Annotated in this window: 10 protein-coding genes; 3 read left to right on the plus strand and 7 right to left on the minus strand. The window is 65.7% G+C overall.

Annotation, left to right across the window (positions count from 1 at the left end):
* The first annotated feature begins 314 nt into the window (after positions 1–314).
* Positions 315–3,587 (plus strand): right-handed parallel beta-helix repeat-containing protein, encoded by a 3,273-nt coding sequence (locus tag GRS48_RS04060; protein ID WP_159483793.1) that lies wholly within the window; start codon positions 315–317, stop codon positions 3,585–3,587.
* Positions 3,588–3,677: 90 nt separating this feature from the next.
* Here GRS48_RS04060 and GRS48_RS04065 read toward each other — a convergent pair whose 3' ends face one another.
* The 4 genes from GRS48_RS04065 to GRS48_RS04080 all read right to left on the minus strand — a co-directional run bounded on the left by GRS48_RS04065 (position 3,678) and on the right by GRS48_RS04080 (position 8,482).
* Positions 3,678–4,892, minus strand: coding sequence for an MFS transporter (locus GRS48_RS04065; protein ID WP_200840199.1), 1,215 nt, complete (start codon positions 4,890–4,892; stop codon positions 3,678–3,680).
* Positions 4,893–5,135: 243 nt separating this feature from the next.
* A complete protein-coding gene (locus GRS48_RS04070) occupies positions 5,136–5,837 on the minus strand; it encodes a DUF2270 domain-containing protein (protein WP_159483798.1) in 702 nt (233 codons plus the stop codon).
* A 6-nt stretch (positions 5,838–5,843) separates the two neighbouring features.
* The gene (locus tag GRS48_RS04075) at positions 5,844–6,782 is read right to left on the minus strand and encodes a hypothetical protein (protein WP_321168287.1); all 939 of its coding nucleotides are present in this window, start codon (positions 6,780–6,782) and stop codon (positions 5,844–5,846) included.
* Positions 6,783–7,081: 299 nt separating this feature from the next.
* Positions 7,082–8,482 carry an FAD-binding oxidoreductase gene (locus GRS48_RS04080; protein ID WP_159483800.1) on the minus strand — a complete coding sequence of 467 codons (1,401 nt, stop codon included), beginning with the start codon at positions 8,480–8,482 and terminating at the stop codon, positions 7,082–7,084.
* A 150-nt stretch (positions 8,483–8,632) separates the two neighbouring features.
* Here GRS48_RS04080 and GRS48_RS04085 point away from each other — a divergent pair, with 150 nt between their 5' ends.
* Together GRS48_RS04085 and GRS48_RS04090 are read left to right on the plus strand one after the other, a co-directional pair.
* Entirely contained in the window at positions 8,633–9,568 is a 936-nt protein-coding gene (locus GRS48_RS04085) for a winged helix-turn-helix domain-containing protein (RefSeq protein ID WP_159483802.1), read from the plus strand.
* 103 nt (positions 9,569–9,671) lie between these two features.
* The gene (locus tag GRS48_RS04090; RefSeq protein ID WP_159483804.1) at positions 9,672–10,526 is read left to right on the plus strand and encodes a lamin tail domain-containing protein; all 855 of its coding nucleotides are present in this window, start codon (positions 9,672–9,674) and stop codon (positions 10,524–10,526) included.
* A 52-nt stretch (positions 10,527–10,578) separates the two neighbouring features.
* On the opposite strand, the gene GRS48_RS04095 is transcribed toward GRS48_RS04090, so the two are convergent.
* The 3 genes from GRS48_RS04095 to GRS48_RS04105 all read right to left on the minus strand — a co-directional run bounded on the left by GRS48_RS04095 (position 10,579) and on the right by GRS48_RS04105 (position 13,939).
* Entirely contained in the window at positions 10,579–11,577 is a 999-nt protein-coding gene (locus tag GRS48_RS04095) for an AI-2E family transporter (protein ID WP_159483806.1), read from the minus strand.
* Between the two features lie 701 nt (positions 11,578–12,278).
* Positions 12,279–12,887 carry a helix-turn-helix domain-containing protein gene (locus tag GRS48_RS04100; protein ID WP_159483808.1) on the minus strand — a complete coding sequence of 203 codons (609 nt, stop codon included), beginning with the start codon at positions 12,885–12,887 and terminating at the stop codon, positions 12,279–12,281.
* An 86-nt stretch (positions 12,888–12,973) separates the two neighbouring features.
* Positions 12,974–13,939, minus strand: a complete 966-nt coding sequence (locus GRS48_RS04105; RefSeq protein WP_159483810.1) for a hypothetical protein — start codon at positions 13,937–13,939, stop codon at positions 12,974–12,976.
* Positions 13,940–13,970: the final 31 nt, after the last annotated feature.

The following is a 13,970-nucleotide window of genomic DNA, read 5'->3' on the forward strand; positions in this document are numbered from 1 at the left end:
GCCCCCACGTCGGATCGACGCCCTCGCCCCGACCAACGTCTCTGCACCGACAACGTCTCTGCGCCGACCCAACCGACCCACGCCCCCTCCGTTGACCCGCCGATCGGTCCGACGGCCGGTAAGCCGATCCAACACCGTCCAGTCAGTCGATCGACGGGGCGGTCGCCGGTGGACGTATCGCCTTGCGTGGCCGCGAGTACGGTCACCGAACTCGACGCGGCTTTCGCCACGCGGTTTCGAAAGCATGCGTTACTCGAACGGGGGTTCGATAGCGACTCTATAGCTAACCGACCGGTCCACGTACCGCGACCGCGATGTCAAACGAACCGAACGATCCGTCAGCGGAGGAGAACACGTATCGACGCCGGACCGTCATGGGAGGGATCGCGACCGGCGCGGGGGTGAGCGCGCTCGGCTCGAACGCCGCCGGGGAGCCGGAAAGCAACGATCCGGACGAGGGCGTGTCGAGCGAGGACGCGTCGAGCGAGAGCGTGTCGAACGAGCAGGTGACGAACGAGTGGGTGCCGGCCGACGCCAGCGAGGCACACGTCGCCGTCCTCTCGGGGGACCAAGCGGGCGTCGAGACGACGGCGGGCGGCTGTGTACACGTCACCCCGGGCGAGGAGGGGACGCTCCTGTTCGACGTCGTCGTCGAGGACGCACAGTGTCTCACCCAGGCGCACGTTCGTGAAGGGGGCCGAGGGGAGGACGGAGAGATCGTCGCGACCCTGTTCGAGTACACGGCGGAGCCCGACGGGAGCGGTGACGGCGACCCGTTGACGACCACTCCGGAGACCCCGTTGATACAGGGCGGGCTCGTCGACGACCCCGACCTCGCGGAGGCTATCCTCACCGAGCCCGCCGGCTTCCACGTCACCGTCCACACCGCACACAACCCCGAGGGAGAGATCCGCGGACAGATCCGCGGGTTCGAGCGCGGCACGGACACCGAGATCGAACCCGTCCCCGCGGAGTTCACCGCTTCGTCGCTCCGCCCGCGGAACCCGACCGTCGTCCGCGGGGACTGGATCGACGTCTCCGCGCGGATCGAAAACCTCGGCGACGTGACGGCCACGCAGACGGTGCAGCTCCGGATCGACGGCGAGGTCATCGCCGAACGGGACGTCGAACTCGGCTGTCGACGGGCGCGAACCGTCCGGTTTCAGGACGTGGACACCGAGGACCTCGAGCCCGGCGAGTACGAACACGGCGTCTTCACCGAGGACGACTCGACGACGGGAACGCTCACCGTCCTGCGGCCGCCGGAGTTCATTGTCTCGGAGCTCGACCCGGACGACGTGACCGTGAGCCGGGGCGACCTGATCGACGTCTCCGCGCGGATCGAGAACGTCGGGGAGGCGAGGGGGAGACAGAGCGTCGAGCTGCGGATCGACGACGAGCTGGTTTCGAGCCGGACCCTGCGGCTGTCCGGCGGCGACTCCCGAACCGTCACGTTCGAGGACGTCGACACCGAGGACCTCGAGCCCGGCGAGTACGAACACGGCGTCTTCACCGAGGACGACTCCGAAACCGGTCGACTCCGGATCCGAACACCGCCCGAGTTCGCCGTCTCGGAGCTCGACCCGGACGACGTGACCGTGAGCCGGGGCGACCTGATCGACGTCTCCGCGCGGATCGAGAACGTCGGGGAGGAGGCCGGGTCGCAGGACGTCGAGCTGCGGATCGATGACGAGGTCGTAGCGGAGCGTGAACTCGAACTGGGCGGAGGCGACGACGAGACGGTCACGTTCGAGGACGTCGACACCGAGGACCTCGACCCGGGCGAGTACGAACACGGCGTCTTCACCGACGACGACTCCGCAACCGGCCAACTCAGAGTTCGGACACCGTCCGGATTCACCGTCTCGGATCTCGACCCCGATGAGGTGACCGTGGCTCAGGGCGACCTGATCGACGTCTCCGCGCGGATCGAGAACGTCGGCGAGGAGGCCGGAACGCAGGACGTCGAGCTGCGGATCGACGACGAGGTCGTGGCGGATCGCGAACTCGAGCTGGAAGGAGGCGACGACGAAACGGTCACGTTCGAGGACGTGGATACCGAAGACCTCGAGCCGGGCGAGTACGAACACGGCGTCTTCACCGACGACGACTCCGCGACCGGTCGCTTGACCGTCGAAGCGGCGACGGACGATGGCACCATCGACGGCTGTACGATAATCGATGAACCGGGGGACTACGAGATCGTCAACGACATCACCGACGACGGCGAGAGGTTCGGCGGACCCGACGTCGACGCCTGTATCTGGATCCGATCGGGGGACGTGCGTCTCGACGGGAACGGATACACGATCAGCGGCGAGGGCGAGGGAGTCGGCGTCTTCGTCGGCGAGCTCGACGATCGGGTCGAGGACGTGACGGTCCGCGACCTCGACGTGGAAGGGTTCGGGGACGGGATCAGTTTCGGCTCCGACCTGCTGGACTGGCCTGTTCAGGCCACTCTCGAGGACGTGACGGCGACCGACAACGAGCTTGGCGTCTTCTTGTACTCCGCGAGCGGGTCGACGCTCCGGAACGTCACGGCGTCCGGGAACGGCAATTACGGTGTCTTAGTGTGGGAGACGAACGACCCCGTGGCCGAGAACGTCACCGCCACCGAGAACGGCAGGGACGGGATCTACCTTAGCGAGGTCGGGAACGGCGAGTACACCGGGCTCACGGCAACTGACAACGACGATGTCGGGATCAGGATGGGCGAAGACGTGGTGGGGAGCACGTTCACCGACCTGACCATCGCCGGAAACGGTGGACCGGGGCTGTCTGCGGTCGACGGCGACGACACGCTCCGTGACGCGGTGATCGAGGACAACGACGGAGCAGGCGTTTGGGTATCGGCGAACGACCTGGAGTTCGACGACGTGCTCATCCGCCGCAACGACGGCTTACAGGTCGAGACCCAGGGTAGTTCACAGCACACGGCGTCGGATCTGGGGATCGGCGACGCGGCCGTGTTCGCGTTCAGCGACCAAGGGGTCTCGCTCGATGCCATCGACCGTGATGACTTCCCTACGCTGCCCGACGACGTGGTTGCGGTCGGCGACGGGGTCGAGGTCCTCGACGTCGACACGGCCGACGTGGTCCTGTCGTACGACGAGGGCGACGTCGCCGGGGACGTCGTCGAACTGTGGCGGTACGAGGACGGAGAATGGACCGTCGTCGACGCGTTCGACGCGGACGGAACGATCGACACCGAGCTGACCCAAGACGGGATCTACGCGCCGGTCGAGGATACGAGCGATCCGACTGACGAGGAAGAGGAGGAAGAGCCGGACGACGAGGAAGAAGAGGACGAAGACGAAGAGGAAGAAGAGGACGAAGACGAAGAGGAAGAAGAGGACGAAGACGAAGAGCCGGACGACGAGGAGGAGGAGGAAGAAGAGGACGAAGACGAAGAGGAAGAAGAGGACGAAGACGAAGAGGAAGAAGAGGACGAAGAGGAAGAAGAGGACGAAGAGGAAGAGCCGGATGATGAGGAGGAGGAAGAAGAGGACGAAGAGGAAGAGCCGGATGATGAGGAGGAGGAAGAGCCCGACGACGAGGACGACGAGGAAGACGAAGACGAGTCCTGACTCAGCCTCGAGTCGGTTTTTCGAGGAGCGTCGTCGACCCGAGCCCCGCTCGGCTGGCGGTCGGTGGCTCCGACGATCGTCGCCCCGTGTTTATAGCCGCGTCAGCGTGAGGACCAACCCGGCCGTTCCGACGGCGGCCAGCAGCAGGAACCCCTCATCGAACGAGCCGTAGTCGGCGAGCAGACCGATAAGCAGCGGCGAGCTCGCCGCGACCAGCATCCAGCTCGCCTTCAGCGTCCCCAACCCGGTTCCCTGCATGTCCTCGGGCAGCGAGCTCGCGATGTACGTCTGCGTGGCGACGCCGCAGCCGTTCCACGCGCTGACGAGAACCGTCAGCGCGACGAGCCCGGCGAGCCCGTGAACGAACGGCAACAGCCACAGCGCCACGACGCACCCCCCGAGCGAGAGCGCGAGCGTCGGGCGGGTTCCGAACCGGTCGAGCAGGCTCCCGGAGACGGGCTGGATCACGGCCCCGACCGCGAAGAACAGCCCGAACAGCGCCGCCGCGACCTGCGGCGACAGCCCCTTCGAGACGGTGAGGTACGTCGGGTAAAACGAGGAGAACCCCTGTATCACGAACGAGACGGTGACCTGCACGAGCACGACCGTCGGGATCGAATCGCGGCTGATCCCGCGTTTGATGCGAACCAGCACGTCTCGCGAGAACTCGTCGACCGCGCTCGACTCGCCCGACGTCCGCTTCGGAACCACGACGAAAAGCGCCACGGCGACGAGGGCGAACAGCGGGGCGAACGCTCCGATTCCGACCCGCCAGACGGTGTACGATGCGATGGCGGCCGCGACGACCGGGAAGACGGTGTTGCCGACGTTGCCCGCCGCCATCGTGAGCCCGATCGCCGACCCGGCCCGGTCCGAATAGATGTCGGTGAAGATGGTGAAGCGCGTCGGGCCGTACAGCGCGGTCGCGAGGCCGAACGCGATAGTGCCCGCGAACAGCATCGGGACGGTCACGGCCGTCGCAACGACGATCACCGCGCCGGCCGAGACGACCGTACTGAGGACCACGACGTTCCCCTCCCCGACCCGGTCGCCGAGGATCCCGCCCGGGACGTGCCCGACGGCGTACGCCGCCCACAGCAGCGTCAACAGCAGGCCGGTCGTGCTCAGCCCGATCCCGAAGTCGGTCTGGAGGGCAGGGACGAGGACGGGATAGACGAACCTGACCCCGATCGAGAGCGCCCAGCCGACGCCCACGGCGACCAGGATCCACCCCCGCCCGTCCGACCAGAGTTCCCTCGCCACCGTCTTCGCGTGCCGCCCGATCGAGTAGACTGTGTTGGACACGGATCGTTCGTTGCTGGTCGTAGTCGGACCCTCGGCCCTTGGTGTTGCGTACGCGGCCAATCCGGCCGGAACGCGTGCGTGTTCAACACATACACACGCACACGATCGTCGAGGTCGCGTTCGGACCCGCGGGCCCCATGTGAAGCTTCTCGCTCAGCGGAGTCCAGCATTATGCGACCGAGGGACGTTCCGACCAGTCCCGACTCGGCCGATCCCGATCGAACACCCCACTGATCCCGGTCCTCAATCGTTCGAGTCCTTCCACTCGCCGATCGCTTCCTCCTCGAATTCGCCCTTCGCCTCGCGTTCGGTCCGTCGCAGGACGATCGCGACGAGCCCCAGATAGAAGCCGCCGACGATACCGAGAACGAACGGGCCCGACAGCGTCCCGATCGACGCCGTCTCGAGAAAGCCCGTGTCAGGCGTGTACGCGGTGATTCGAAAGAGCCAGGCGAGCAGCAGAACGCTGATCAGCGCGAGATAGATGCGCCGGAGTCGGTTTTCGACCGCCTCGAGGAGCGTGATCTTCACCGTCGGGTTGCGATAGTCCGCGGCGAGTTTCTCGCGCCAGTCGCCGTGCTCGAGTTCCTGTGCCGGATCGAGGGTCGTCGCGATCAGGTTCTGCTGAAAGACCCTGACTCGTGAGCGATAGACGTCGTAATCCCGATACCGTCGGGCCTCGATGAACAGGAACAGCGTCGCGACAAGGACGCCGACGAGGACGATGTAGTGGGGATTGTCGGGACTCGAGAACGCCCAGGTGAGGATCGCGGCCATCATCGTCACGCTCCAGGTCGTCGTTTGATCGAGCCGCGAGCGCCAGGTGGTCTCGCGATCCAGTTCGCCGCGGTAGGCATCGCCGAGAACGGCGCTCAGTTCGGAGACGTCCTGCCCGATGGTATCGCCCACGTCGTCGTCGGTCTCCGTGTCGGTGTCGTCGTCCATCCGCGATCACCCGTCGAACTCCAGTTCGCCATCGGAATGGAGGGTGAACACGGTCGATTCGAGGGAGTGTTTCGAGACGGTGAGGATGCGAAGCATGTACGAACTGAGGAGGACGTACGGGGAGAGCGCGATAACGAACGCGAGGTTGACGTAGAGGAGCCGCGACCCGAGCCCGGGGAGCGTCGATTGCGGGAACAGTCCGGCATCGATCGCGAGCAGAACGTACGCCGTGAAGACGATGACCGGGAGCGAGGGCACGAGGAGGCTACTCGACAGGTTCCGGAGCTCCCGTTTGAAATACAGCGTCGTGAAGTACTCTCGACCGGACGCGAGGACCGTGAGCACCTGAAGCAGCGTCACGAGCGAATCGTGATCCGATTCCGTGAGTTCCGCCCCGTGAACGGACTTCAGGCGGCGAGTCACGTTGATGTGGCGGGCGTAGGGGTACTCGAGAGTGCTCAACAGGACGATAGAGACCTGTGAGTTCGTTCTCCCGATGCGGTTCTCGATCAGCGACAGTTGGGTGTCGATCTCGTCGACGAAAGCTAGCAGGTCCGCCCTGGCCCGCTCGTCTCCGGTAGCGTTCTCGGAGGTCCGGAGCGATTCCGTTTCGGCGCTGATCGCTCCGATAACGTACTCGAGGAACGGCTGTAGCCCGGCCGGACTGACGCCCTCGTCCACGAGTTCCTCCAGTTCGATCTGGAAATCGATGGAGTCCTCGATGCGTGCCAGTTTGACCTGGAGCGGAGCGAACTCTTGGGCGAGGGCCGCAGTGTTGATCGAGAGCACGACCGAGACGAAGAGGATGATCCCGCCGAGCAGCGTGTTGAACAGGGTCTGGACCGCTCGCGTCTCGGTGACGAGCCGTTGTACCTCGAACTCCCAGACGGTTCCGACGACCAGCAACGCCGACAGAATGACGATCATGGTGACGAGTGTGAGCACCCGCCGATCCCCGTACAGGAGAACCCATTGAGTCAGCCAGGTAACCGGATCGTCGGAACCGTCCCCGGAAACGTCGGAACCCGCCCCTGTATCGGCCGTCTCCGTGGCCTGGTTGAAAACGAGTACCATTAACTCGGTTGATTCCACTAGCCGGCGTGCGCTAATGACTAGTTGGCTGCTAGAGGCGGTAGGGCGCAGGTACTGTGGGAAACAACACCCGTGGCTTTCTACGGTTTGCTCGTCTCTCCTCGAAAATAGAGTCGGCAAACGCGAGCAGAATCGATCGACTCTGGCCGCGTTCAATCGGTGTGGTTGGCGTCCCGATTCAGGTCGAACAGACCCTCCGGATCGTACTCGTTCTTCAACGCGACCAACCGCTCGTAAGCCGGTCCAAACGTGGTCTCCAGTGCGGCTTCGCCACCTTCGAAAAAGCCCGGAAAGTTCAGGTAGAACGAGCCGTCCGAAAACTGCCGCATGTCGGCGACGCAATCGCGCACCCACCCGACGTTTGCGTCGTCGTTCGCGGGACCTTCCCAGTTCGCCTCGATCCCGAGGAGGAACGGCACGTGCCGGCCGGCGAACGCACTCTCTGTGAGGTCGACGGCCGCGACTGCACCACCCAGCTCCCAGACGTCGACGGTCGAGAGCGACGACGGCGCGGTCTCCGCCCAGTAGCAGATCCGGTCGATGGCTGACTCGGTGAGCCCATCCAGATAGAGCGATTTCCAGTAGTATCGCATCCCATCCGGATAGTCTTCGTCGAGCATCCGCTGGAACTCGGCGTAGGGCAACGTCGCGCTGAAGTCGGCGATCGGTTCGCCGAGTTCCCGCAACGGTGCAAGCGCCTCTTCACCTCTTTCGGGAGATCCCGCGTAACACCCCAGAAAGCCGATCTTGAGGTCGTCCGCCACGTCTTCGGGGAACTGCTCCTCGTCTGGCATCACGCCGATTGACGAGAGCGTGGTGACCTCGTCGGGTGCCTCAGAGGCGTACTCGCGGTACGCCCGCAGACACTCGGTCGCTCGCTCCCCCGGATAGAGGACGAAACAGGTCGCCACTGCCGGCCCGACCGGGTGGAGTTCGAACTCGAAGCCCGTCACGACCCCGAGGCCGCCTCCGCCGCCACGAAGCCCCCAGAACAGCTCCTCGTTGCCGTCAGCGCTGGCCGTCAGGTACCGACCGTCCGCGGTGACGACGTCCGCCGAGCGGAGGTTGTCACAGGTAAGCCCGTACTCACACCGGAGATGTCCGATGCCGCCGCCGAGGGTGAGTCCCGCGACGCCCGTCTCTGAGACGACGCCGCCGGGCGTCGCCAAGCCGAACGCTTGGGTTTCGTGGTCGACATCGGCCCAGGTGGCACCGCCCTGTACCCACGCGGTTCGCTCGTCAGGGTCTACCCGGACGCCCCTCATTTCCGAGAGGTCGATCACGAGTCCGTCGTCGCAGACGGCCGTGCCCGCGACGTTATGCCCGCCTCCACGAACAGCCACACGGAGGCCGTTCTCGCGGGCGAAGTCCACTGCACGAATGACGTCCGCCGTGCCTCTACAGCGGGCAATCAGCGCCGGATACTTGTCGATCATCCCGTTCCAGACCGCGCGGGCATCGTCGTACTCGGCGTCATCGGGGCGGATCACGTCTCCGTGTACGTCGGTTTGAAACCGCTCGATCCGTTCGCCGTCGGTGAGTGATCGGGCCATATACACCCGAACGGCTGCTGCGCTGTTAGCCTCATTTACTGAAACGGATTTCCCGGGATACGTGCCGTTTCAGACCGTGAGACGCCTCTCGCTTCGCGAACGCGATAACGTTAACAGCCCATGTTACTTCTTATCAAGGTGGTGAGTTCCATGGAGTTCCACAACGACGAACGAACGACTGATGGCGGACGTCCACCACCCGGCTCACCGATCCTGGAGGCCCTGCTGGAGAACGCACGAAACCAGCAGTACCTCGGACAGCGACTCGACGTCGTGGGCGGTCGTGTCGACACGGGTACCCTCGGCGATATCGTGCGACACGGACCGCTTCTGGAGGCGCTCCGTGCGGAACCCCTCGATCGTCGGGAGATCGAAGCGCGGCTCGACGTCTCGCGGGCAACGAGCCACCGCTTCACGCGATGGCTCGACGAACGGGGCTTCGTCGAGAGGGTCGATGGCCGGTTCCGGTTGATCGGGCGGGGTGAGGCAGTCGCCGACGAGCTGCTCCGCTTCGAAGCGAACGTTCGCACCGTCCACCGGCTCGCACCGCTCCTAGACCTCATCTGTGAGGACCACCAGGAGTTCGTCATCGAACCGTTCGTCGACGCGAGGGTCACTCTCGCGGAACCGGAGGATCCGTACCAACCGGTCGAGCGGTTCGTTTCGCTGCTCAATGAGTCGAAGACCTTCCGCGGGTTCAACACGACGCACATGGCACCGCTCGCCCTCGGGGGGTTTCACCACCGGATCTTCGAGGAGACCGACACCGAGATCATCGATCTCCCCCGCATCGTCGAGAAACTCCTCGAGACCTACCCGGAGCGCGCCCGCGAGGCGATCGATCGCGGACACCTCACTCTCCGGACCCGTGACGATCTGCCGTATGGTCTCGCTATCTTCGACGAACGCGTCGGGATCGGAGGCTACGACGAGGCCACTGGACTCATGCAGGTGTTCGTCGATACGGACGAGCCGATCGCGTGTGAGTGGGCCGATCGGGTGTACGTCTCGGTCAAAGCGGATTCGGAGCCGCTCGATGAGCGGAAGAACAGAACTCGCGACACGCGTTCGAGAGACACGAGCTGACGTTCGCCTGATTCGTGTTACGCGGTGTAATTTCGCGTTAACGCTGAACGGCTCGTGAAACGGTACCACTAGTTAACTGATGATCCCCCTTACAAACGCTGCTATGTCCGAGAACTCCGACCGCGCCGCGTGGCAGGCGACGACCGATCACGAACGGATACGGGAGTGGGCCGAGGAGCACGAGACGGTGCCCGTCCTTACCGAAGAGACGGGTGGGACCGACCTGCGGCTGCTCTCGAACCCTGACGACGATCGCGGCGAACGGCTCTCCTGGGACCGGTTCTTCGAGCGCTTCGAGGCCGAATCGCTGGCGCTTCGGTACCGGGAGACAGCGACCGGTGGAGGCGGTCAGCCGGCGTACGAGCTCGTGGACAGGGACGACATCTCCGGGGAGACCGCCAGTGGGAGCGAGGTCCCCGACTCCCTCGGGGCACACGCGCGCGAGGACGACGACGAAAGTCAGCCGACTCCCCCGGGGACGGAAGGGACCGGCGTCACACAGGTCGACGGCGAGACGGTCGCCCGTAGCGACGAGGCGGCGCAGCGCGAACCGCCGACTTCGGACGCGGAAGTCGACGACGCGGAACGGGACACCGCGATGTCGGAGTCCTCGCGCGCCGTCGAGACGGGCGCGTTCGTCCTCGACGAGATCCACGAGGCGCGCGGGCTCGGGGACGACGCCGATGACGAGTACGTGACGTTCCGGAACACGGGTGACGAGGCGCTGAACCTCTCGGGTTGGGTCGTCGAAAACGAAGACGGCCAGCGGTTCGTCTTCCCGGACGGATCCGCCCTCGACTCCGGCGGGCACGTCACGGTGTACAGCGGCCGCGGGTCCGACACCGAGACCGAGGTCTACTGGGGCGCCACGGGCGGGGTCTGGGACGGCGACGGCGACACGATCACCGTCAGGACCGCGGACGGGCAAGAGGTGCTTCGAGAGCCGTACCTGAAGTGAACCGGGCGCTCGAACGGTGACGGGCAGACGACCCACTGCGGGACTCCGACCGCTAGTCGATTTCGGACGTCGAGAACTCGTCGGCGAACGCGTCCACAGTCACTTTGAGCATGCCGATGACGACGGGGCCATAGAAGATGCCCATGAAGCCGATGACGTAGATGCCGCCGAGGACGCCGAGGATAATGACGCCCGGGTTGATCTTCGCGTACCTGTCGACGACGATCGGTCGGAGGTAATCGTCGGAAACGCCGACGACGATCGCTCCCCACAGGAAGAGACCGACGGCCAGCGTGGGCTGACCGTTCAGGAAGAGGAAGACGGCAGCCGGCCCCCACACGAGGAACGAGCCGACGATCGGCAGCAGCGAGAGGACGGTCATCACGACCGTCCAGAACGTGGCGTTCGGGATCCCGGTCGCTATCAGGCCGAGACCTGCGAGCAGGCCCTGTATCAGTGCGACGAGGACGTGGCCGAACAGGACCGCTTTCATGATGTGTTCGACCTCGTCGTAGTACTCGCGCTGTGTGTCGGCGGCCATCGGCATCCGCGCCTGGAGCCACTCGAAGAACTCCTCACGGTCCTTCAGGAAGTAAAACAGCAGGAACAGCGTCAGCCCCACGCCGATGGCGGTGTGGGCGATCGTCCCCGCCACGCTCACGACGCTGTCGGGCTCAACGGTACCGGCCGCCGACTGCAGCGAACTCGAGAGGTCGACGTTTCTCCCCGTGAACCCCTCGATTCGCTCCTCCAGCGGGGCGAGGGTGACGTTCCCCTCGGCGACCTCCTGGAGGAACGCGACGGCGTCAGAGGCGGTCCTGTGGACGACGTACACGAACGGCAGGACGACCGTGATCGACGCCACGATGACGATGACCGCGGCGGACGTTCCCGCGCCCATCCGCCTCTCCAAGCGTTCCTGGACGGGCAGGAAGAGGACCGTAAGCAACACCGCAAGGAGGAAGAAGTTGAGGAACGGCAACACGAGCGCGACCGTCAGCGCGAGGAGAACCGCAAAGACGAACAGGAAGACGCTTTTGGAGGTGTCCATATCCGGTCGACACCATGCAGGCGGAAAAGTAGGCACTCGGTGGTGGAACGACCGTTTCGATCGGCGGCGTTACGGGCGTCGTACCTGCGACTCGTGGCGGAGACGAGCGAGTGGGCGGCAGCGTCGTTGCCCTCACGAGCCCCGTCCTTTCTCAGCGGCTCGCGGACCCGGTTCTCCCACGTTCGTGTGTCTCGCCTCGAATAGCTGCGGATAGAACGCTGGCCTCGGCACTCATAGGGCTCGTCGTCGCCGGTGCCGAGGCGGCTCGGAGCGGTGGATCGTCATCGGCCGACGGAGCGTACGGTCGGGAGTTTTAAAAAGCGTCCGTCGCCGACTCACTCGCCGTGGAGCGAGCCGGCGTAGCGGTTCTCGCCGTCGGTCGTGTTCGGGAGCCGGCGCGTGTCCGTCGGGTCGAACGTCGCCGGGCATCGCGCGATCGCCGCCGCGGCGCTCGGAGGCTGTGCGTCGTCTCCGTCGTCGATCGTTCGGCCGTCCTCCCGGATGGCCGGCCCGCTCGCGGTCGGCGACGCGGGCTCAGAACGTGCGTCGGTGGTGTACTACGGGTGCCACGACTCCGGCTACGGCCACATACTTAATAATTGTTCGTGTTGGTTCCGGCAACCGGGAGCGGATCCCCTCGTAGCTGGTGTCGAACCCGCCGCGTTTAGTGTCTGCTCGCTCGCCGGCCTCGGGCACCGGATTCAGGCGCCCGACTCGTCGAAGACCTCCTTAATGAGCTTCGCCTGTGCGGTGCGGAGCCGCTGGGAGAGCGCGGATTTGCTGATGTCGAGCTCGTCGGCGAGCTGGCCCAGGTCGACGTCGCGGTCGTCGTCGAAGTAGCCGCGCACGACCGCGAGTTCGAGGCCCTGCCGCTGTTTCGTCGTGAGCGACGACAGGTCGAAGGTGACCTGCTCGCTCGCGTCCGGCCCCTCGACGACCGCGAGCCGGACCAGCCGGACGTGCCCGAGGATCCCCTGGAGCCCCTCGATCAGGCCGCGGACGACCGCCCGGTCGTCGACGTACGTCGTCACCAGCATCGTCCCGTCCCGCACGCGCTGGATGTGCGGGACGCAGCCGAACCGCTGGAACACGTAACAGAGGCAGTCGTCGCCGACCTCGCCCGTGGCGCGGATCATGTCCCCGCCGTCCGCGGGCTGTAAGTCCACGTTGCACTCGTCGCCGACCGCGTTGACGTTCACGTCCGCGACGCTGTCGGCCTCGCTGACGATCGGGCAGTCCCACTCGCGGCCCGGTTCGATGTCGAGGTCGACTCGGAGACGACGGCCCTCGTCCCCCGTGGCACGTGACATGAGGGTCCCTATCCGGGTCGGCGGTATATCGTTTGCCCTCGTCGCGAAACCGTCCGCTCGGTACCTACCGACCCTTGGCTCGTCACCTACCGCGTTCCGTAGGCGATCCGACCGACGAGGCGGTCCCTGTCCTCACGGATCCGCTCCGCGAGCGAGGAGAACGCCGCGAGGACGGGGTACGAGGTCCCCTCCAGTGACCCGTACAGGTACCGGTAGAAGGTGGGCGCGTCCCCGCCGTCGTCGGTCACGAAGTCGACGGCCATCGGGGGATCACGGAGGCGACGCTGGCGCTCGACCGCGGCGTCGTCGAGGCGGTCCTCGAGCACGGCGAGCCGCTCCCAGACGTCGACCTGGGCATCGAACCGGGCGTAGGGCGGGACCCCGTCGAGGTGCTCGTGAAGGGTCCGACGCTCCCGATCGATCCGCGTCAGTGTCGTCTCCGCGTCGGTCAGGGCGTCGATCTCGGCCCCGATGGCGTCCGCGAGGTCCGCGCGGGAACCCGCCGCGTGCCGGCTCCGGGTGACGAGCGCCGACTGTAACTCGGGGGAGAGGGTACCGCCGGTCGACAGCGTGGCCGTCGTGTCGGGACCGAGCTCCGCGGCGAGGCTCTCGGTCGCGGTCTCGTCGTACTCCTCGGTGTAGTGGGGTAACGACAGTACGGTGTCCTCGTACGCGTCGAGGACGCGGCGTAACCGAACGTCGCCCGGCGCGTGGAGACCGCTCCCGCGCTGGATCCCGATGACCGGCCCGTCAAGGGACGTGCTCGCGGCGTCGACGGGCGTCGAATCGAGCGACGCAACCCGGTTCGAGAACTCCTCGAACGCGTCCCGCTCGTCTATCACCCGTCGTCGCTCCTCGCGGCAGCACGCCTTGGCGTCACGGATGTACGCGAACGCGACGAGCGCCACGAGACCGAACACCACCACTCCCGTCACGAACCCGGGTTCCGTCGCGGCCGCCGACAGCTCGCACGTCAGGCTCGCACACTCCGCCGCGATCGGTTCCTCGTGGGGGATCCGGAACGTGGCATCCCCACCCGGGTACGTTTTCATAGACGAGTTAACACGGTACAGCATCATAGCT

The sequence above is a fragment of the Halorubrum sp. JWXQ-INN 858 genome (genome assembly GCF_009806985.1).
GTDB lineage: Archaea > Halobacteriota > Halobacteria > Halobacteriales > Haloferacaceae > Halorubrum.